Source organism: Prevotella pectinovora (assembly GCF_041323955.1).
GTDB lineage: Bacteria > Bacteroidota > Bacteroidia > Bacteroidales > Bacteroidaceae > Prevotella > Prevotella pectinovora.
In genome coordinates this window covers 2588438-2610385 of the sequence record NZ_JBGLIV010000001.1, presented here as the reverse complement: position 1 = coordinate 2610385, position 21948 = coordinate 2588438, and the positions used below count along the sequence as shown (strand labels likewise).

The 21948-nt window shown below is 48.3% G+C and carries 12 protein-coding genes; 10 read left to right on the top strand and 2 right to left on the bottom strand.

The features are described 5' to 3' along the window. Nucleotides 1-475 precede the first annotated feature (475 nt). The gene (gene gpmI, locus ACDC99_RS10140; RefSeq protein WP_044064627.1) at nucleotides 476-2002 is read right to left on the bottom strand and encodes a 2,3-bisphosphoglycerate-independent phosphoglycerate mutase; all 1527 of its coding nucleotides are present in this window, start codon (nucleotides 2000-2002) and stop codon (nucleotides 476-478) included. Nucleotides 2003-2507: 505 nt separating this feature from the next. Between gpmI and ACDC99_RS10135 the strand changes: the two genes are divergently transcribed. Then, nucleotides 2508-4217 (top strand): M6 family metalloprotease domain-containing protein, encoded by a 1710-nt coding sequence (locus tag ACDC99_RS10135; protein WP_370756690.1) that lies wholly within the window; start codon nucleotides 2508-2510, stop codon nucleotides 4215-4217. Between the two features lie 6 nt (nucleotides 4218-4223). Beyond that, nucleotides 4224-6347: a M6 family metalloprotease domain-containing protein gene (locus tag ACDC99_RS10130; protein ID WP_370756689.1), complete on the top strand. Its 2124-nt coding sequence runs from the start codon at nucleotides 4224-4226 to the stop codon at nucleotides 6345-6347. A gap of 815 nt (nucleotides 6348-7162) precedes the next feature. Here the strand turns inward: ACDC99_RS10130 and ACDC99_RS10125 are convergent. Beyond that, nucleotides 7163-8524, bottom strand: a complete 1362-nt coding sequence (locus tag ACDC99_RS10125; protein ID WP_042517935.1) for a sodium-dependent transporter — start codon at nucleotides 8522-8524, stop codon at nucleotides 7163-7165. A 118-nt stretch (nucleotides 8525-8642) separates the two neighbouring features. Between ACDC99_RS10125 and ACDC99_RS10120 the strand changes: the two genes are divergently transcribed. The 8 genes from ACDC99_RS10120 to ACDC99_RS10085 all read left to right on the top strand — a co-directional run bounded on the left by ACDC99_RS10120 (nucleotide 8643) and on the right by ACDC99_RS10085 (nucleotide 21946). Further along, entirely contained in the window at nucleotides 8643-9038 is a 396-nt protein-coding gene (locus tag ACDC99_RS10120; protein ID WP_022316834.1) for a VanZ family protein, read from the top strand. Between the two features lie 90 nt (nucleotides 9039-9128). Then, nucleotides 9129-10289 (top strand): thioredoxin-like domain-containing protein, encoded by a 1161-nt coding sequence (locus ACDC99_RS10115; protein WP_044080361.1) that lies wholly within the window; start codon nucleotides 9129-9131, stop codon nucleotides 10287-10289. A 603-nt stretch (nucleotides 10290-10892) separates the two neighbouring features. Continuing rightward, nucleotides 10893-14204 carry a SusC/RagA family TonB-linked outer membrane protein gene (locus ACDC99_RS10110; protein WP_370756688.1) on the top strand — a complete coding sequence of 1104 codons (3312 nt, stop codon included), beginning with the start codon at nucleotides 10893-10895 and terminating at the stop codon, nucleotides 14202-14204. A gap of 30 nt (nucleotides 14205-14234) precedes the next feature. After that, nucleotides 14235-15815 carry a RagB/SusD family nutrient uptake outer membrane protein gene (locus ACDC99_RS10105; RefSeq protein WP_370756687.1) on the top strand — a complete coding sequence of 527 codons (1581 nt, stop codon included), beginning with the start codon at nucleotides 14235-14237 and terminating at the stop codon, nucleotides 15813-15815. Nucleotides 15816-15836: 21 nt separating this feature from the next. Then, nucleotides 15837-16763: a zinc-binding metallopeptidase gene (locus ACDC99_RS10100; protein ID WP_044072906.1), complete on the top strand. Its 927-nt coding sequence runs from the start codon at nucleotides 15837-15839 to the stop codon at nucleotides 16761-16763. 17 nt (nucleotides 16764-16780) lie between these two features. Beyond that, complete coding sequence (locus ACDC99_RS10095) at nucleotides 16781-18169, top strand: DUF4302 domain-containing protein (RefSeq protein WP_288762159.1); 1389 nt, start codon at nucleotides 16781-16783, stop codon at nucleotides 18167-18169. Nucleotides 18170-18259: 90 nt separating this feature from the next. Next, nucleotides 18260-19519, top strand: coding sequence for a hypothetical protein (locus ACDC99_RS10090; protein WP_370756686.1), 1260 nt, complete (start codon nucleotides 18260-18262; stop codon nucleotides 19517-19519). Nucleotides 19520-19735: 216 nt separating this feature from the next. After that, nucleotides 19736-21946: a M6 family metalloprotease domain-containing protein gene (locus tag ACDC99_RS10085; RefSeq protein WP_370756685.1), complete on the top strand. Its 2211-nt coding sequence runs from the start codon at nucleotides 19736-19738 to the stop codon at nucleotides 21944-21946. Nucleotides 21947-21948: the final 2 nt, after the last annotated feature.

The following is a 21948-nucleotide window of genomic DNA, read 5'->3' as shown; positions in this document are numbered from 1 at the left end:
TTGTCAGAACAGCTTGTACTTCACGGGCGTATTCTTCACTGTTATCATAGGAAAACAGTTTCAGTAAACCCAAATCGGTCATTAGGGCTTGCCTGGATTTTGTTCTTTTAGAAGAGTGGATTTTGTTTGGCTTTTAGTGAGTAATAGCGAGCTATTACGAATTAAAAACAAGCAAAAGACGCCTTATAAAAAACAAAAGACTGCAAGCAGTAAATATAAAATACAATAAACGGCCTAATGACCGTTTTGGGGTAAATGTTGCTGAGTGGGATTTAAAACTGAAGTTGCCATAATGTCTTGATTTTATCGTTATATTGCAAAGCTAGAATTTCTTTCCCTATTCTCAAAATATTTCATATAGAAATCAATATTTATTTGAGTCACAATATTTTCCCACAATCCCCAACGCAAAACAAAGGCGCATCCGGAACATTACCGGATGCGCCTTTTGGGGAATATTGTGTAGTCTGTCTTGTTAGTGGATGTTGTCCTCGATGAGGTTCTCGCCTGTCATGTCGGCAGGCTGCTCCAGACCCATGATGTGGAGGATAGAAGGAGCCACATCGGCAAGACGGCCGTCCTTGACAGTAGCCGAATTGTTGTCTGTAACGTAGATGAACGGAACTGGGTTCAGAGAGTGAGCCGTGTTAGGAGTGCCGTCAGCGTTGATGGCATTGTCAGCATTGCCGTGGTCGGCGATGATGATAGCCTCGTAGTCGTTGGCCTTGGCAGCCTCGATAACGTCTTTCACGCAGTTGTCCACAGCATGAACAGCCTTTGCGATGGCATTGTAGACACCGGTGTGTCCCACCATGTCGCCGTTGGCGAAGTTCACCACGATGAAGTCATACTCCTGAGTGTTGATGGCACCCACCAGCTTGTCCTTCACCTCGTATGCGCTCATCTCAGGCTTCAGGTCGTATGTGGCAACCTTCGGCGAAGGCACGAGGATACGGTCCTCGCCCTCGAATGGAGTCTCGCGACCGCCGTTGAAGAAGAATGTCACGTGAGCGTATTTTTCAGTCTCTGCAGTGTGCAGCTGCTTCTTGCCCTGCTTGCTGAGATACTCACCGAGAGTGTCCTGCACGTTCTCTTTCGGGAAGAGGATGTGTACGCCCTTGAACGAAGCGTCGTAAGGAGTCATGCAGTAATACTGCAGGTCCTTGATAGTATGCATTCCCTCCTCAGGCATATCCTGCTGTGTGAGCACCTGGGTCAGCTCCTTGGCGCGGTCGTTGCGGTAGTTGATGAATATCACCACGTCGCCCTCCTGTATCGTTCCGTCAACGTTGGCGTTTGAGATAGGCTTAACGAACTCGTCGGTCACGTCGGCAGCATAGCTCTCCTCCATAGCCTTCACCATGTCGGTAGCCTTTGTTCCCTTGCCCTCTACGAGCAGGTCGTAAGCCTCCTTCACACGGTTCCAGCGCTTGTCGCGGTCCATGGCATAGAAACGTCCCACGATGCTTGCGATGTGGGCGTCGTTCTTCTCGCAGTGGTCAGTCAGCTCCTTGATGAATCCCACTCCGCTCTTAGGGTCGGTGTCGCGTCCGTCCATGAAGCAGTGTACGAAGGTGTTCTTCAGTCCGTACTCCTTTGAGATTTCCACGAATTTGAACAGGTGGTCAAGAGAAGAGTGCACACCTCCGGTGGAAGTCAGTCCCATGAGGTGAAGGCGCTTGCCTGTCTTCTGTGCGTAAGAGAATGCGTTCACCACCTCAGGGTTCTTCAGAATAGAACCGTCGGCGCAGGCGCGGTTGATTTTCACGAGGTCCTGATATACGATGCGGCCCGCTCCGATGTTGAGGTGACCCACCTCAGAGTTGCCCATCTGTCCGTCAGGCAGACCCACGTCCTCACCACAAGCCATGAGCTGTGAATGGGCGCTTACTGCCGTAAGATAATCGAGATAAGGAGTAGGAGTGTTGTTGATCACGTCTCCCTTTCCATGTTTGCCGATACCCCATCCGTCGAGTATCATCAATAAAGCTTTCTTTGCCATGATAATTTTTATGTGTTATATTAAATGGTTGACAGTTGATGAGTTTGACGGGTTGACCGGAAGGCTTGTCCCTGTCATCACCCCGTATAACGGGTATAACAGAATGCATGTCTTGTAGACATCCCGTTTCTTTTGAGTGCAAAATTACAATATCTGTTTATATTATACAAGAAGAAAACTGCTAAATAGCTTTAACTGCCTAATGTCTTGACATATACCTATCCCCATTGTCAATCGTAGTTGGCAAAACTCCTTGAAGGCTTGTCCGTTCTCTGTTTTGACGTTTTTCTCCTTGCACAGCCCCGGCTTCTGTCCTGTTCGCCATCTTTCCTTCTTTCCGGTCCGTCAGTCTTCTTTCCGGTTCGTCAGTCCGTCCTTCTTTTCTTCTCCATTCCTTCCGTCTAAATCAGCTCAAAGTCAAATAATTAGTAAGAAAATCGCTGAAAAGTAGGAGGGTAATTAAAAAAACAGTAAATTTGTACCCAAACATTACCTTTTTTTTAGTATGAAGAAGATATACACACTATGCGCACTGGCATTTGCCGCTCTCACGGCATTTGCTTCTCCCGCAAGACCGGGACAATGGAAAACGGTACGTCTCGCTGACGGTACCGAAGTTAGAGTAGAGCTTAAGGGCGACGAATGGGGAAGCTATTGGCAGGCAGCCGATGGCAAGACATACGTGGAAGACGGTGAGACCGGTATTTTCAAACCGGTTGACGTGGCTCGTATGCTGAAGGCAACAGAGCCGATGAGACTTCAGAGAGCACAAGACCGTGCCGTCCGTCTGAAGAAACTCTACAACCAGAACCAGCTCCAGGCCAGCACTTCTCACAAGAAGGCAATCTCCGGAGGCAAGAAGAAGGGACTCATCATCCTCGTCAACTATCCTGACGGAAAGTCAGCACAGTTCCAGCCGGAGCACACCAGAGAACTCCTCCAGGAAGTTGCCAACGGCAAGAACTACACCAACAAGGAATTAGGCTTCACTGGTAGCGTGGCGGATTATTTCCGCTCTCAGAGTCTCGGCAAGCTCGATATCGAGTTCGATGTTGTAGGTCCATACATGCTTGCCCACAAGCGTTGGTATTACGGCACCAACCAGGGTTATTCCCACGACACCAAGCCAGGAGAGATGATTGCTGAGGCAGTATTGGCAGCAGATGCAGATGTAAATTATGCCGACTACGACTGGGACGGCGACGGAGAAGTTGACCAGGTGTTCGTGCTCTATGCCGGACTCGGTGAGCACGATGGCGGATCAGCAACAACAATATGGCCACATGAGTCTAAGCTCAGCGCTTCAGACTACAAGAAGGCCATCAACCTCGACGGTGTGAAGATCGATACCTACGCCTGCAGTAGCGAGTTGCAGAGAGGCAGTACCATCTGCGGTATCGGTACCATCTGCCACGAGTTCTCACACTGCCTCGGATTCCCTGATACCTACGACCCAACCAAGACACGTTTCGGAATGGGCACTTGGGACCTCATGGACGTTGGTTCTTACATCGACAACGGTTTCACACCTTCTTGCTACACAGGTCTGGAGCGTATGATTGCCGGATGGCAGAACGCCAAGGTGTTGGCAAACGACACCATTGTAAACAATATGGGCCCTATCTCAGAGGGAGGCGAGTTCTTCATCGTTTATAACGAAGGCTACAAGAATGAGTTCTATATCCTCGAAAACCATCAGAACGTAGGTTGGGACGCAAAGCGCAAGGGTACAGGTCTGCTCGTGAACTATGTAGACTACGATGAGAGAGTGTGGACCGGAATGGCTCCTAACGCCAACGGCGACTATGCGAGATACACCATCATCTGTGCCGACGGTTACAACTATGACCAGTATCCAGACAACAACTGCTTCCCATACGGCAGCGTGAACAGTCTGACAGACAATTCTGAGCCTGCCGCTACACTCAACCACGCCAACGTGAACGGCAAGAAACTCATGGGCAAGCCTATCACCGATATCCACAGAAATGCCGACGGCACAATGGGATTCACCTTCAAGCGTGAGGTGGAGCTGAGCAACACTCCGAATCCATGGGACAACCTGGTTGTTGACGGCATCGCTGAGGTCAACGCTGCTACACAGGCTAAGTCAGACAACCGCATCTATACACTCGACGGCCGTTTCCTCGGCACCGACATGAAGGCGCTCAAGAGCGGTATGTATATCGTGAACGGAAAGAAAATCCTTAAATAACAGAAAATGAAAAGAATCCTATTATCCATATCCGTGGTTCTCGCTGCCATCGCCATCCAGGCAATGCCGGTGAAGCCGGGAATATGTCGCAACATCACTCTCGCCGACGGCACGGTAGTCAAAGCTGAGCTCGTGGGCGACGAGCATCTCACATATTGGCGCACTGCCGACGGTGCCTGCTACAGACAGACACCGTCAGCTGGCGTGTTCTCTAAGGTGGAGCTTTCCGCTCTGCAGAGTGAATACGACGCAGTGGTGGCGCAGAAGGCAGCCCGTGAGAAAGCCATCCTGGAGTCGGCACGCACATCAATGCCGGTGAAAAAGGTAGAGGGAAGCAAATTCCAGGGCAAGAAGAAATGTCTTGTCATCCTTGCCAACTTCGCCGACACCAAGTTCAAGCCGGAGCATACGCTCGACCTCTACAAGCAGATCATCAACGGAGAGAACTACTCCGACGAGACGCTCGGATTCAAGGGTAGCGTGCGTGACTACTTCAAGGCTCAGAGTGGCGGACAGTTCGAGATCGACTTCGACGTGGTAGGTCCGGTAGACCTGCCGAAGGGATATGCCGGATATGGCAAGAACGACGCCTCGGGCAGAGACCAGGCGGCACTCGTATATCCTATGGTGGAGGATGCTGTGAACCTCGCCAAGGACCAGGTGACAGACTGGAAGCAGTATGACTGGGACGGCGACGGCCTCGTTGAAGAGGTGTTCGTCCTCTATGCCGGACACGGACAGGCAAAATATCCTCAGGATCCGGACCTCGTATGGCCTCACAAGTCTGCCATCGACCCTATGACCGTTGCCGACGGAGTGAAGGTCAGCGTCTACGCCTGCAGCAGCGAGCTGGGCGCCACAGAGGCAATCGACGGTATCGGTGCCTTCTGCCATGAATTCTCACACTGTATGGGACTCAAAGACCACTACGACATCAACGGTAGGGGATATGGAACAGGATTCTGGGACATCATGTGTTTCGGATGCTACAACGGCAACTCATTCCTCCCTGCTGAATACAACAGCTATGAGAAGATGTTCTGTGGATGGAAGGAGCCTATAGTGCTCAACGCCGAACCGCAGAAGATCGAAGGCATGAAGGCTCTCGCTGCCGGTGGCGATACATACATCTTCTATAACGACGGAAACGAGAACGAGTATTATATGCTCGAAAACCGTCAGAAGACCGGTTGGGACGCCGCACTGCCAGGCGAGGGACTCATCGTGCTCCACGTGGACTACAGCAAGGGCGCCTGGGAAGACAATCAGGTGAACTACAACGCTGCCCGTCAGCGCATGACTGTGATTCCTGCCGACAACACCCTCGGTTCTACCGATGAGGACAAGGCTGGCGACGCATGGCCTTATCAGGGCAACAACAGCCTGACGAACTATTCCCGTCCGGCTTGCACCGTGTACAACGCCAATACCGACGGCACGGGTTACATGAACAAATATCTGCTCAACATCAAACAGAACGCCGACGGCACAATCTCGTTTGAGTATACCACAAAGAGCGCCACAAAGCAGGACAAGCCAGAGGGAGCATTGCTCTATGAAACATTCGACAACTGCAGCGGCATCGGCGGTAATGACGGCATCTGGGATGGCGACAACGTGGGATTGGCAGACTTCTTCCCTGACAATGACGGATGGTCCGGCACTCCGAAGACCGGTGCCAACAAGTGTGCGCTCCTCGGTAACGCTACACGTAAGGCAAACGCCGTCACACCATCGTTCAAAATCTCTGAACCGGTAGTGATTTCGTTCCTCGCAGCCCCATACACAGGCAGCTCAGACAACAAGCTGATTCTGGCTGCAAACTATGGTTGCGACGCCGTGCTTGATGTCACAGAGTTCGCTCTCGTTCCTGGTCAGTGGACAGAGGTAAAGGCTAATGTCACCGGTTCTGGTGATGCCGCTATCCGCTTCAAGACCAACGACAAGGGCGTGTTCATCGACAATGTGTGCGTAATTCCTGTGAGCCTTGCCGGTATCAGTTCTGCCACTGCCGACCAGTCGCCAAAGAACGGCGAGATATACTCTATCGACGGTCGCTACATGGGTAAGTCAGTCAGCGATCTTCGCCCTGGCATCTATGTGATGAACGGTAAGAAGCTCGTGAAGTAACATTCAGAAACATTCCATTCAGACCTCGTGTCTGCACATAAAACAAGGATTGGATAATTGGAGAAGCTGAGACTCTCCGGTTGTCCAATCCTTTTATTATTTGGTGTTGGTCAATATGATTAAACCCAAATCGGTCATTAGGGCTTGCCTGGATTTTGTTCTTTTAGAAGAGTGGATTTTGTTTGGCTTTTAACCCAAATCGGTTATTAGGGCTTGCTTGGATTTTGTTATTTTAGAAGAGTGGATTTTGTTTGGCTTTTAATGAGTAATAGCGAGCTATTGCGAATTAAAAACAAGCAAAAGACACCTTATAAAAAACAAAAGACTGCAAGCAGTTATTAAAATTACAATTTAAACGTCCTAATGACCGATTTGGGTTAAAAGTTTCCAATAACGCTGATTCTTAGTAAAACCAAGAATTTCCAAAAAACCGTCAGACCATCTGGTTTTTAGCCGTAATATTCTGACAAACAGACAGTTGACAGTCTTTCGATTGTCAGGCAACTGTCTGGATGGTTTGCTGATGAAAAGAATTATCAGGTGAAAAGAATTCTCAGGTGTGAGGAATTCAGACTACAGGAATTGCCTGCGTTGGCAGAATCCGGGAAACAGGAATATGGGTGTTACAATATGAACTTATTGGGCAGATGTCTGAAAGCAAATCTGCCCAACAGGGGCAAGCACGTTGCCCATGATGGGCAAGCACGTTGCCCCACTTGGGCAAGCAGCTTGCCCATTTCATGAAGTTTTTGGTTGAAAACAAGGGCCGACATAACAAAGAAATGTCAGCCCTTGTGTCTTTTGACCGTTTGGGGTTAAATCACTCCGAACTGGTGTAGGAACACGAGCAGGATGCAGATGGGGCAGAGGAATTTCATGCAGAACATATACACGCCGAAATACTTGCCCGGCATCGTGCCCCAGTTGGTGTATTGGTCCTTCACTATCTTCTTGGGAACATACCATCCCAAGAACAGACAGGTGAAGAATCCGCCCAACGGCAACAATATCTGACTTGTGATGGAATCGAGCCAGTCGAACAGCGACTTGCCGCCCAGACAAATGATATCCAGATCGCTCAACGACAGAGAGCACAATACGGCAATCACCATGCTGACAGCCGTCACGATGGTAGCAGAACGGTTGCGCGACACATTGAACTCCTCTTCTACGAATGCCGTGCTCACCTCATGGATGGAAATCAGTGATGTAAGAGCCGCCAGCGACAGCAGGATATAGAATGACAGTGCCACCAGATATTCCACAACAGGAATGCCCCCGAAAGCCTCCTGGAAGACGTTTGGCAGAGTGATGAATATCAGCGACGGACCGCTGTCGGGGCTTACGCCCACGCTGAATGCTGCAGGGAAGATAATCAGTCCTCCGAGAATCGCTATCACCGTGTCTATAATGCCTATCTGCATCGCAGAACTCGTAAGGTTTGTTTCTTTCGAAAAGTAAGAGGCGAAGGTGCACAGACACCCCATGCCGATGCTCAATGAGAAGAATGCCTGTCCCAGTGCGCCGAGGAACAGCTCCTTGGTTACCTTGCTGAAGTCCGGCTTGAACAGGTATTCCACACCCGCCCATGCGTTTGGCAGCATGCAGGATGCCACCACAAGTACTATCAGCAGCACGAACAGTGCCGGCATCATCATCTTTGAAGCCTTTTCGATGCCGTCTTTCACTCCTCTGATGATGATAAGATGTGTGACAATCAGGAATGTCACAGCCCAGAATATCGGTTTTACGGGGTCTTTCTCAAAGGTGTTGAAGAAGTCGGCAAAAAACTGCGGGTCCCCGTTCAGCTGTCCTGCCGCCGATGCGTAGATATATTCGAAACACCATCCCGACACCACGGCATAGTAGCCGTTGACGAGGAGTCCCGTCAGCACTCCCAGATATCCCACCAGTCCGAAAGGTGTCTTGCCGGCAAGTTTGCGGTAAGCCCTCGCCGTGTTTGAGGCGGAATGTCTGCCGATTATGAATTCGCTCATGATACATGGTATGCCAAGCGCAAGCACGCAGACCACATAGACGATGATGAATAGCGCACCGCCGTTCTGTCCCGCCATATACGGGAAGCGCCATACGTTGCCGAGACCCACTGCCGAACCCGCCGTGGCGAGTATCAATCCAAGTTTACTACCGAAATTAGCTCTGTTCCCTTTTTCCATAACTGTGCTTTCTTTTGGTTTTAGAAATGAATATGCTATCCTAATTGTAATATTGATTTAGTTAATGGTCGCAAATGTATCAAATATTTTTTACTTTTGCATTAAAATATCAATTAAAATGAGACGAATCCCACAATTAATGCGTTTTTACCCCTTGTCGTGGCTCTGCATAGCCATAATCTGGGTGGCGTGCTTCTGCACTCCGCCACATACATCACTCGACGATGTGCCGTTCATTGACAAATGGACACATATCGCGATGTATGCCGGAACGTGTAGTGTGATATGGCTCGAACACCTGCGCCGCTACCGCTCCTCTGCCAGTCCGCGCCGCCTGCTCCTCTGGGCTTGGCTCGCTCCGGTGATGATGAGCGGACTGATAGAACTTCTCCAGGCATACTGCACGGGAGGCAGGCGGAGTGGCGATTGGCTCGATTTCCTTGCCAACGCCACCGGAGCTACCCTGGGCTGTCTTTTGGGATATCTGGCGTATAGGGTGAAGTACAACAGATGAGCGGGACAACTTGAAATCTTAACCCCGATATTTTGATATTAGCATTATTTGTAGTACATTTGCACGTATATTAATCAGCTAAAAACACTTATGAAGAAAACGATATCATCATTCGCAATACTTATGGCAGTGATATTCCTCGCATCATGCGGAGGAAAGAAATTCCATGTGAACGGAAATATAACGGAAGCTAAAGACTCAATGCTCTATTTCGAGAACATGAGTCTCGACGGACCGGTTGCCATAGACTCCGTGAAACTCTCTGCCGACGGATCATTCAGCTTTAGCGACGATGCGCCGACAGCGCCGGAATTCTATCGCCTGCGCATAGCAAACCAGATCATAAACCTCAGCGTAGACTCCACCGAGACCATCACAGTGAAGGCATCCTATCCCAAGATGTCAACAGGATATACCGTGAGCGGAAGTGAGGAATGTGCCACCATCAAAGACCTGGCTATCAAGCAGATAAACCTCCAGTCGTTTGTCATCGGCATCGAGAACAACCCAGCCATCGGGTACGACGCCGCCGAGGATACCATCCGTAAGGTGATAGAACAGTATAAGGATTTTATCAAGCGCAACTATATCTACAAGCAGCCGATGAAGGCATCCTCATATTTCGCCCTGTTCCAGGCTCTGGGACAGCGACTCATCTTCAATCCCCGTGAGAGCAAGGAAGACATCAAGGCGTTCGCTGCCGTTGCCACAAGCTGGGATACATACTATCCCGGTTCGCTTCGTGGCGAAAATCTCCACAACATTGCCATCGAGGGAATGAAGAATGTGAGAATCATGCAGAACAAGCTCGCCGAAAGCCAGCAGGGCATCGACCCCTCGAAGGTGCACACCTCTAATATCATAGAGATTGCTCTGCCTGACAACCATGGCAATATGCGCCGCATCACCGACCTGGCAGGCAAGGCAGTGTTGCTCGATTTCCATGTCTTCGCATCCGAAGGTTCCACACAGCGCATCATGAAACTAAGGGAACTCTACAACAAATACCACTCTCGCGGACTGGAGATTTTCCAGGTGTCGCTCGATCCAGAGGAACATTTCTGGAAGACACAGACCGCAGCGTTGCCATGGATATCCGTGCGTGATGCCGATGGAGTGGACTCCAAGCTCCTAATGCTCTACAACATCCAGAAGTTGCCGACCTTCTTCCTCGTAGACAAGACGAACACCCTCTATAAGCGTGACGAGCAGATCAAAGACCTCGATGCTGAAATCCAGAAGATACTCTGATAGTATCTTCGTTGGCGGGGAGCAGCGGCGAATGCGCCCGCTCCAAATAAAATGACAGACAATTCAACTGACTATATATATAAGGTATGCGCGCGCATACCTTATATTATTTGTACAAACTACCCATTGACATCAAACCATCCAGACAATCGAAAACAATTGTCTGGTCGCTAACTGCCTGTATGTCAATACGCTATACTGAAAACCAGACAATCTGACGATTTTTTTTGTTTTTTCGCTGTCATCATATTTTCTCCAGTCTGTCGTGGCATCTTAATATCTTGGTAAGCTGGATTCTGTTAGTCTGTGACACTGCAAAAACAATTGTTTCACACCCATTACAGCCGTGTGACATCTGTTATATTAATAAGTGTATATATGTCCGTTATCGTTGTACACTTATTGCTATCAGTGTGTAAGAAATAGGACCGTAATGTGAATAATTATGATTGTAAATATACGTTTATACCTCTATTTTAGTTAAATTTTTGGGGAAAAGCAGTTTTTATTACCTTTAGTTTTGTTTGGAATGGAAATAATATATAAATTTGCAAAAACGTAACAATAATTTATTCATTCATTAATTTAGGGAAGAGAGTATTTATGGAAAAAAGACTAACAATGCTGTTGGCCTCCCTGTTCCTCTTCGTAGGAATGGCTCTGGCTCAAACAGAAGTCTCGGGTACCGTGATATCTCACGATGATGGTCAACCCGTTATTGGTGCTACAATCATGTTGAAGGGCACTAAGACAGGTACCGTTACGGATATCGACGGTAAATTCTCGCTGACATCAACCCAAAGTAATCCAACCATCATAGTGACTTATGTCGGTATGAAGGATGTAACCATGAAGGGCAAGAAAAACATGAAAATTGTTTTGGAGTCTAATGCACAAGAGATCGGCGAGGTCGTAGTTACAGGTATGCAGAAGATGGACAAGCGTCTGTTTACTGGTGCCACAACTAAGATTGATGCAAACAAGGCAAAACTTGACGGTGTGGCTGATATCAGCCGCTCGCTCGAAGGCCGTGCAGCCGGTGTATCTGTGCAGAACGTATCCGGAACGTTCGGTACCGCGCCAAAGATCCGCGTGCGTGGTGCTACCTCTATTTACGGTTCGTCAAAGCCACTGTGGGTGGTTGACGGTGTCATCATGGAGGACGTGACGGAAGTAGACGCCGACGCTCTCTCTTCTGGTGATGCAGCAACACTTATTTCAAGCGCCATCGCTGGTCTGAACTCTGACGATATCGAAAGCTTCCAGATCCTGAAGGACGGTTCCGCTACATCTATCTATGGTGCACGCGCCATGGCTGGTGTGATCGTTGTTACCACAAAGCGTGGTAAGGCAGGTACCTCTAAGATCAGCTATACCGGTGAGTTCTCTTATCGCCTGAAGCCAAGCTACAAGGAGTTCAACATCATGAACTCTCAGGAGCAGATGGGTATCTTCAAGGAGATGCAGAACAACGGTTTCTTCTCGTTCGTAAGCTCATACCGCGCAAGCAACTCAGGTGTGTTCGGTAATATGTACCACCTCATGAACCAGTACGACCCTGCAACCGGCAAGTTCGGTCTCGACAACACTCCAGAGGCTATGAACGCTTACCTCCAGCAGGCTGAGTATCGCAACACTGACTGGTTCGACCTGTTGTTCAACAACTCGATTTCGATGAACCACTCTATCAGTATGAGTTCTGGTACAGAGAAGGCTCAGTACTATGCTTCATTCAGCTTCATGGATGATCCAGGTTGGTACAAGAAGAGCAACGTTAAGCGTTATACTTCTAACATCAACGCTCTGTACAACATCAGCAAGAAGGTTTCGTTGAACATGATCGGTAATGCTGCTTACCGTAAGCAGCAGGCTCCTGGTACCACAAACTCAAGCGGTATCAACGGTGTGACCGGTGACGTGTCGCGTTACTTCGACATCAACCCATATTCTTACGCTTTGAACAGCTCTCGTACTCTCGATCCAAATGCAGAGTATCAGAGAAACTACGCTCCGTTCAACATCTTCCACGAGCTCGACAACAACTACCTCAACTTCGACGTTGTTGACATCAAACTCCAGGCTGAACTCAAGTACAAGCCTATCCGCACAGTGGAACTCTCTGTTTTGGGTGCTTACAAGTTCTCTACCACCACACAGGTGCAGACAATCACTGAGAACTCTAACCAGGCACTTGCATTCCGTGCTATGGACGACGCTACAATCCGTGACAACAACTCATGGTTGTACAAAGACCCGGACAGCGCAAACTCACTGCCTATCACAGTATTGCCATCTGGTGGTTTCTACCAGGAGACAAAGTATAAGATGAACAGCTGGGACTTCCGTGCTACAGCATCTTATAACGACGTAATCAAGGACGACCACATCATCAACGTATATGGTGGTATGGAGATCAACAACGTTGACCGTAACAGCACATACTTCAACGGTGTTGGTATGAACTTCGGCAATGGTCTGCTCGGAAGCTACGACTACCGCTACTTCAAGCAGGCAAGCGAGGAGAACTCAATGTACTACTCTGTAGGCAACGGCTACAGCCGTGAGGTTTCTTTCTTCGGTACTGCTACATATTCTTGGAAGGGCCGTTATACAATCAACGGTACTGTACGCTACGAGGGTTCTAACCGTCTGGGTAAGGCTACAAGCGCCCGCTGGTTGCCTACATGGAACATCTCTGGAGCATGGAACGCTCATGAGGAGACATGGTTCGAGAAACTGAACAAGGTTCTCTCTCACGCTACTGTTAAGGCAAGTTACTCTCTGACCGGTGACAAGCCTGCCATCACAAATGCTAACGTAATCATCGGTAGCTACAACGTATGGCGTCCTTACACTGTTGACAAGGAGTCTGGTCTGCAGATCAACAGCTTCGCTAACCCTGACCTGACATACGAGAAGAAGCACGAGCTCAACCTCGGTATCGACCTCGGTTTCCTCAACAACAGAATCAACTTCTCGTTCGACTGGTATACTCGTGACAACTACGACCTCATCGGTCCGAAGCGTACAACTGGTGTAGAGGGTTCTATCCTCAACTATGCCAACGTAGCATCCATGAAGTCTCATGGTGAGGAGTTCACACTCAGTACACGTAACATTGTGACCAAGGACTTCACATGGTCTACTGACTTCATCTTCTCTCACACTAAGAGCCGTGTGACTGACCTCGACGCTCAGACACGTATCTACGACCTTATCTACGGTAACGGATTTACAATGAAGGGCTATCCTTACAGAGCTTTGTTCTCTATGGACTTCAAGGGCCTGAACAACTCAGGTCTCCCAACATTCGTAAACGAGAAGGGCGAGATCACTACAAGCGACATCGACTTCCAGTCTTACGACCTGTCTCATCTGAAGTATGAGGGTCCTACAGATCCTACAATCACCGGATCTCTCGGTAACGTGTTCTCTTACAAGAACTGGCACCTGAACATCTTCATGACATACTCGTTCGGTAACGTTACACGTCTTGACCCATCATTCGCTTACTCATATTCTGACCTCTCGGCTATGCCTAAGGAGTTCAAGAACAGATGGGTGGTTCCTGGAGACGAGCTGAGAACTACTATCCCAGCTATCGCCGACCTCAGAACAATCCAGAGCGATACATATCTGAACAGAGCTTACAACGCATACAACCTCTCTACAGAGCGCGTTGCAAAGGGTGACTTCATCCGTATGAAGGAGATTTCTCTCGCATACGACTTCCCTCTCAAGTGGATTAGCAAGATCGGTCTTACAAGCGCAAGCGCTAAGCTGCAGGCTACAAACCTCTTCTTGATCTATTGCGACGACAAGCTGAACGGTCAGGACCCAGAGTTCTTCAATGCCGGTGGTGTTGCAGCTCCTATGTCTAAGCAGTTCACATTCACATTGCGTCTTGGTATCTAATCAATTAGTATACATTAATAAGATTATAATATGAAATATATAAAGTATTTAGCGGTGTCGGCGCTTTGCGCAATGTCACTTACTTCTTGTAATGACTATCTCGACAGACTGCCGGACGACCGCGCAGAGGTGAAGACGGTAAGCCAGGTTAAAGAGCTGCTTACGTCTGCATACCCTGAGGGAAACAACAATACCATTATGGAGCTTATGTCGGACAACGTTTCTGACAACGGTACTTCTTATGCTTCTACTCCGTTGAAGGACGAGCTGTATCGCTTCGAGGACGTTGACGATACTGGTAACGACTCTCCATATTTTGTATGGAACCAGCTCTACAAGTCGGTGGCTACTGCCAACCAGGCGCTCGAGTATCTCGGACAGGTTACTCCTACTGAGGAGTCTGCAGCTGTAGAGGCTGAGGCTAAGATGATCCGTGCTTACTCTATGTTCCAGCTCGCCACTACTTTCTGTATGGCTTGGGACGAGTCTAAGGCTGATGAGTATATGGGTCTTCCTTATCCGAAAGAGCCTGCCAAGTTCATCGGCGGCCAGTATGACCGCGGAACTCTCCGTCAGCTCTATGCAAACATCGACAAGGATATCGAGGAGGCACTTCCAAAGATTGACGAGTCTATCTACACTGTTCCTAAGTATCACTTCAACAGAAAGGCAGCTTACGCATTCGCAGCTCGCTTCAACCTGTATTACAACAACATGGACAAGTGTATCGAGTATGCTAACGAGGTTCTCGGCTCTGACCCACGTTCTGTACTGCGTGACTTCGAGCAGTACACTCAGTTCGGTGCTCAGGATATCGGTAACAAGTATATCCAGTCTGGCGAGAAGGCTAACCTCATGCTGTTGGCTTCTTACTCTTCTGAGGGTTACATGGTAATCTACCCTGTATATCCACGTTTCCAGCATAACCAGAGCGTTTGCTCTTACGGTACATTCTGGGCTAAGGCTCCTTGGGGCCAGGGTTCAGGTACTGACGCACAGAAGGCACTGCTCTACTATGCTAACATGATATACGGTAGCAGCACTGCTGTTCAGTTCCCAAAGATGTTGCCACAGATGGAGATCACCGACAAGATCAACCAGACAGGTTATCTCCACATTGTTGACCCGATCTTCACTGGTGACGAGACTCTTCTCTGCCGTGCAGAGGCTTATGCCCGCAAGAAGATGTACACTGAGGCTGTAGCCGACATCAATCTTTGGATTGAGAACCACTGCCGTGCTCAGAGCGGTGAGGAGGTTCGTCCTGTGATGACAGAAGAGTTGATCAACGAGTTCATGGAGCAGCTCGACTATACTCCTGTAACATTGGAGTACTGGAGTGACCTTACAATCCGCAAGGAGCTTCACCCACAGGGATTCGAAATTGAGACAGGAACCCAGGAGAACATGATCAACCTCATCCTCCACATGCGTCGTCTGGAGACTATCTTCCAGGGACTCCGCTTCCCTGACTTGAAGCGTTACGGTATCGCATTCTCTCACCTCGTACAGCGTGCGGACCCACTCGTCTTCCAGACAGGTGACCTGAGAGGTGCCGTTCAGTTGCCAAACGATGTTATTAAGGCTGGTCTGCCAGCAAACCCACGTTGATTAAAATAATTAATTGGAAATATGAAAAAGATTAAATATTTAGGAATGCTGCTGATGATGTTCGCTGCAACTGCATCTTTCGTGGGATGTAGTGAGGACGACCTCGACTCAAAGAGCATCTTCGATACAAATCCTATCCAGCGTTCCGAATTCGATAACTGGTTGCTCAAGAACTATGTTCAGGAGTTCAACATCAACTTCCTCTATCACTACAACGACAAGGAGGCTGACCAGAACTATAACGTTACTCCTGCACAGACAGACAAGGCCATCGCTATCGCAAAGCTCATGCAGCACATGTGGCTCGGAGCTTATGTAGAGGTAGCCGGCGCTGACTTCCTGAAGACCTATACTCCACGAGTTATCCAGCTTTCTGGTTCTTATAAGTATGACACCAACGGTCAGATCGTGCTCGGTACTGCAGAGCAGGGTATGAAGGTGATGTTCTACGGCGTTAACGAGCTTGATATCGACAACGTTCGTGTGAACACTACTGATCCATACGAGTCAAAGGGCACAAAGCCTCTTGACCTGAACTACTGGTTCTTCCACACTATGCACCATGAGTTCTGCCATATCCTTACTCAGACCAAGAACTACTCAACTGATTTCCAGACTATCAGTGCCGGTGGTTACCACTCAACTGACTGGGTCAACGTAAAGGATAAGGATGCTGCTACAGAGGGATTCGTTTCTGGATATGCAAGCCAGGAGTACAACGAGGACTTCGCCGAGATCTATGCTTACTATGTAACACTGTCTGAAGAGGGTTGGAACAAGATCATCGAACAGGCTGGCGAGAATGGAGCAAAGATCATCAACAAGAAGCTTGATATTGTAAGAAGTTATTTCCTCAATAGCTGGAATATCGATCTGGATACGATGCGTTCTGTCGTTCTCCGTCGTTCAAACGAGGTAACTTCTCTTGATTTACGTAAACTTGATTAATGGAGGAGGATAAAAATATGAAGAAGATTTTAAGTCTTTTGGCTTTCATCATGGGAGTGTTCGCGTTCTCTTCATGTGTGTCTGATGTAGACGACGTGTTCAGCGACAGCGCGGCAAACCGTGCGCAGAAAGCTCTTACAGAGACAAAGACTCTTTTGGAGTCGGCTCCAAACGGATGGAGAGTTGAATATTATGGTGATGTCACATACGGTGGATACAATGTATTCATGAAGTTCGAGGGTGACAGCGTGACTGTAGCCAGCGAGAAGGTTGGCAAGGGTCAGGCTGCCGGTTATGATGAAAACGGAAATGCACTGACTTGCAAGTCTCACTTCAAGCTGGAGCAGAGTATGGGTGTCGTTCTTTCTCTCGACGACTATAACAGCATCTTCCATTACTTCGCAGAGCCTAAGAATGATGACTTCGGTACTGCAGGTACCGGTTTCGAGGGTGACTTCGAGTTCCGCGTCGTTTCTGCTTCTGCAGAGAAGATCGAGTTGAAGGGCAAGAAGCATGGCGCCCGCATCTATATGTATCCTATGGCTGCTGACATGTCATGGGGTGAGTATATGAAGCAGGTTGACGAGGCTGAGGAGTTCATGACTTCACGTACATACACTCTGCAGTGGGGTGAGGATACAGAAAACGCTATCTATACCCAGTCTACCTATCGTTGTCTGAATTTCTACACAACTGACAATGATGGCAAGGTTGAGGTTGTTGCTGCTCCTTACATCGTAACTCCAGAGGGATACAAGTTCTATAAGGAGGTTACTGTAAAGGATACCAAGTTGAACGGTTTCACCAAGGGTGACACTCAGGACTTCTTCGTGGCTACAGGTGTTGAGAACGTGAAGCTCTTCACAGAGGTTCCTACATTGTTCGATACATTCAAGCGTGGTCTCTGGTATCTCACATACGATGACATGGGAACATACGGCCAGAGCAAGTGGGAGACTCTCTTCGAGAAGCTCGGTAAGGCTGACAATGACAAGAAACGTGCACGCCTCTACTATGCTGCTGTAGGTTATGTTTCTGACAAGTATCCTGCTGGATTACTTATGGCTACAGCCACTGAGTCTCAGGTTATCATCGGTATGACATTCAATGCCGTTTCTGATGGCAACGGTGGTTACTATGGAGACCGTGTTGAGATGAAGTCAAATGTCGGTAAGAGTAACAACCCTGGTAAGAAGTACTACAAGAATGACAAGTATGGTGGTATGTCGGCAATCGACCCATTCTGCGGTGGCTTTGGCCACACATTCCAGATCACTACAGACAATGTACGTCATCCGTCTTACCTCATCCTGACAGACTTGAACGATCCTACTAACGTGATTAAGGTTTGGGCTCAGTCTAAGGGCTACCCATTCGGCGACCGCGACAAGGAAGAGAAAGAATAATCAGTGAATAAACAATAGGGTGGGCGAGACCCGCGTTTCGCTCACTCTATTCAAAAAGCAAAAAAAACATTTAAATTAATTTTTAGTATTATGAGAAAATTTTTACTATCTGCTTGCGCAGCAGTGGTTTCACTCGCAGCAAGCGCACAGGTTTTGCAGACACCTCTCTGCAAGACAGTGTTGAATAACAACGTTAAGTTTGATGACATGACTTCTGTCAAGGCTATCAAGAACGTACAGTCTAACGCTAAGAAGGCAGCTCCTGCCCGCATCGCTCACGACGGTATCTATGGTCTTTATATTTCAGGTTACACTGAACTCGATGACAAGTGGAGCTGCGACAGCGTTATCGTAGAGAAGGTAAATGTTAAAGACGAGGAGACTAATACAACTTACAACACTAAGTTCAAATTCTGCTCTGAGAACGCTCCTACTGAGTTCTATGGTGTGTATGATGCTGCTGCTGGTACAATTACTTGTCCTGCTCAGTACAGCGGTGGATACTCAGGCAATAGTACTCAGGGTCCTGTAGACTATAAGTTCATTGTTGGTACTCTCCTTCCTTCTGGTGACCAATTCACATTCTCTGAGGATCCATTCGTATTCACAGTTGATGAGGATGGTACTCTCCTGCTCAACATTGAGGATGGCGGTGCTCTCGCAAATATCATCGAGGGTGTGAACCAAATCTGGAACTTCTTCTTCAGCCTCGAGTTGAAGCCAGCCAATGCTGTTATCTCATATAGCAGAAAGGGTCGTCAGCAGGGAACTTATGACGATTACGTTCACGCTGCATACGTAGAGGATTATACTAATAACGTTTCTGTTTACGGTTTCGGATGGTTCCAGCCTTCAAGCGGTATGGGTTTGAGCACTATTACTCCTCTTGACATTGACAAGGATTTGAATGTTCTCCTTACAGGTCCACAGAATGCATTCTCTGTAGCACCATTTGGAATCAAGGATGAAGGAGCTGGTAAATATTTCAAGATCTGCGGAACTAAGCCTGCAGCAGAGGAAGGCTATGTAGAGGTTGATACTGGTGATCCTTCTTACGTTCATGGTAAGCTCTCTGGTAACAAGATCATTATGGACTCATTCCCTGTATTCACAAACTTCTGGAATGACCCTGCAACAGGTGAGCAGATTGCTTATGGTTTCTGGTACTTGAACTATGTTATCACTCTCGACGAGGGAGTATTCAAGGCTGATCCAAGTTCTACTGGAATCAATGGCGTTACAGAGACTTCTGTAAAGAACGTTAAGACTTACAACCTCTTCGGTCAGGAGGTTCCAGCTACTACCAAGGGCTTGGTAATCCGTGGCGGCAAGAAGTTCTTCAACAAGTAATCAGTCTTGCTGATATTTGCCTTAAATGGCAAAAGTATATTGCCCGTGGCGTCTGTCACGGGCTTTTTTGTGCTCTTTTTCTTCTTCTTTGTTATTTTTGCTTAAAATTATTTTGACGTATCTCATTTCTTGCTATCTTTGTAAATTGAAATGAAGAACATGTTATATTGCCGAGTAATTTATTTTCGCAATCTATAATAATTTGCAATTAAAAATATGAAAAAGTCATTTGCTTTGACCATTGTGTCGCTTGCTCTTGCATTGTCGGCACAGGCAATCCGCCCTATCCACAAGGCGTTTCCAGTAAAACAAAGCGATGGTACCACCGTGATGCTCTATAAGAACGGTGACGGTCATCTCGCTTTCTACACCACAGAAGACCATCAGGTCGTTGTACGCAATGCCGACGGCACACTCTGCTATGCCAAGCTTGTGGGAACAGACCTTGTTGCTACCGACGTTGTAGTTCACGACATCACCAGCCGCACAGCTGATGAAATCGCTTTCGTCCAGTCGAATACGCTGAAGCCTACAGACCAGGCACTCGCCAAGCTTGCTTCTGCAAGGCCAAGACTTGCCGGCGCACAGAAGGTCGGAGGCTCGTCTACTTCAGACGGTCTCGGAAAATACGGTACCAGCGCTACTGGCCCTATTCCGACAATCGGCAACATCAAGATACCTGTAATTATGGTTGAGTACACCGACACCAAGTTCCAGCCCGAGATGACCATCGAGAAGCTCGACAAGATGCTCAATGCCGAGGGATATGCCGAAGACAACAAATGGGAGAAAGGTTCCGTTCGTGATTATTTCAAGGCACAGAGCCGTGGAATGTTCACTCCGGAATTCGTAGTGCTGGACAAGGTGCAGCTCTCTCAAGGATACGCATACTATGGCAAGAACTCAGGCGGTGCCCATGGAACCGGCGATGTCAACGCACTCGCAATGGTAAAAGAGGCTGTTTCGCTGGCAGTAGCAAACGGAGCCAATTTCGACCAGTTCAAGGTAAATGGAAAGATTCCTAACGTAGTTGTATATTATGCAGGTTGCGGTGAGGCAACAGGTGGCGACGACAACACCATCTGGCCACACGAGCTCGACCTTCCGTTGTCATATGGTAACATGAGCGGACATATCTTCAGCTCATATTTCGTGGGCAATGAGCTTTACGGAACAACAGAGCAGTATCTGCCAATGGGTATCGGAGTGCTCGTTCATGAGTTCGGTCATGCCATGGGTCTGCCGGATTTCTACGATCCGACATATTCTTACCAGGGCGATTCGGCTTTCGGCTATTGGTCAGTGATGGACGGTGGAGCATACGTAGACTATGCCTACGCTCCAATCGGATACAATGCCTATGAGCGCAGCTTCATGGGATGGCTCGACATCAAGGAAGTGCCGGAGTCAGGTCTCGTTACTCTCGCCAACCCTAATTCTGCAGAGGGCGATATGGCGGTAATGTTCCGCAATCCTAAAAACACCATGGAGTATTTCATCTTCGAGAACCGTCAGCCCGGCACATGGTATCCAGAGGACTCCGGTTCAGGAGTCCTGCTCACCCGTATCTCTTATAGTCCATCAGCATGGATGTATAACTCGGTAAACACCAACCAGACAAAGAAGCGTGCGATGGTAGTTCCTGCAGATGGAGCATTGCTATCTGACGACCAGGGCAGTGAGTACACACTCTTCGGCAATGGAGTGAACTACAAGACAGAATATAGATACCTTGACGGTAGCACAGAGAACGACCGTCCTGTATACGGCATCATGAAGCAGCCGGACGGAAGCATCGTCATCAGCTTCAAGGACCAGAACGCCAAGCCGGAGCCTATAGCAGATGGTGGTGTCTATGAGAAGATTACCGATGTAAGCCAGCTTAATACAGACGACGTGGTGGTATTTGCAAATGAGGCAACAGGCGTTGCAACAGCAGATGCCAAGAAGACACTCTTCACTGCAGTTTACACCAAGTTCGAGGACGGCAAACTATATGGCAACAGCATGGTTCAGGAGTTCAAGCTCACCAAGAACACTTCAGACTGGTATATCCGTTACAACACTACCGGCCACAAATATCTCTGCGCCACATCTTCTGGCGTTGGATCTACAACGAAGATTGACAAGAACGTATTCGCTTCTATCAACATTGAAGGAGGTGATGCCACTATCCAGTTCACCAAGACAAGATATGACAACAACAACTTAGCTTTCAGTCCTACCGGACTCTTCTTCTCTACCAACACCGGTATGCAGGGTGACTTCCAGATTTATCGTCTGATTCAAGGTTCCAACGGCATCAGCAATGCTATAGTTGACGAGAAGCCGGCAGACAACCGCATGTTCAACCTCGCCGGTCAGCAGGTGGGTGACGACTACAAGGGTATCGTCATCCAGAACGGCAAGAAGTTCATGAAGAAGTAATT

Coding starts and splice junctions, on each gene's coding strand:
- gpmI (WP_044064627.1), bottom strand. CDS start 2,002: ATGGCAAAGAAAGCTTTATTGATGATACTCGACGGATGGGGTATCGGC.
- ACDC99_RS10135 (WP_370756690.1), top strand. CDS start 2,508: ATGAAGAAGATATACACACTATGCGCACTGGCATTTGCCGCTCTCACG.
- ACDC99_RS10130 (WP_370756689.1), top strand. CDS start 4,224: ATGAAAAGAATCCTATTATCCATATCCGTGGTTCTCGCTGCCATCGCC.
- ACDC99_RS10125 (WP_042517935.1), bottom strand. CDS start 8,524: ATGGAAAAAGGGAACAGAGCTAATTTCGGTAGTAAACTTGGATTGATA.
- ACDC99_RS10120 (WP_022316834.1), top strand. CDS start 8,643: ATGAGACGAATCCCACAATTAATGCGTTTTTACCCCTTGTCGTGGCTC.
- ACDC99_RS10115 (WP_044080361.1), top strand. CDS start 9,129: ATGAAGAAAACGATATCATCATTCGCAATACTTATGGCAGTGATATTC.
- ACDC99_RS10110 (WP_370756688.1), top strand. CDS start 10,893: ATGGAAAAAAGACTAACAATGCTGTTGGCCTCCCTGTTCCTCTTCGTA.
- ACDC99_RS10105 (WP_370756687.1), top strand. CDS start 14,235: ATGAAATATATAAAGTATTTAGCGGTGTCGGCGCTTTGCGCAATGTCA.
- ACDC99_RS10100 (WP_044072906.1), top strand. CDS start 15,837: ATGAAAAAGATTAAATATTTAGGAATGCTGCTGATGATGTTCGCTGCA.
- ACDC99_RS10095 (WP_288762159.1), top strand. CDS start 16,781: ATGAAGAAGATTTTAAGTCTTTTGGCTTTCATCATGGGAGTGTTCGCG.
- ACDC99_RS10090 (WP_370756686.1), top strand. CDS start 18,260: ATGAGAAAATTTTTACTATCTGCTTGCGCAGCAGTGGTTTCACTCGCA.
- ACDC99_RS10085 (WP_370756685.1), top strand. CDS start 19,736: ATGAAAAAGTCATTTGCTTTGACCATTGTGTCGCTTGCTCTTGCATTG.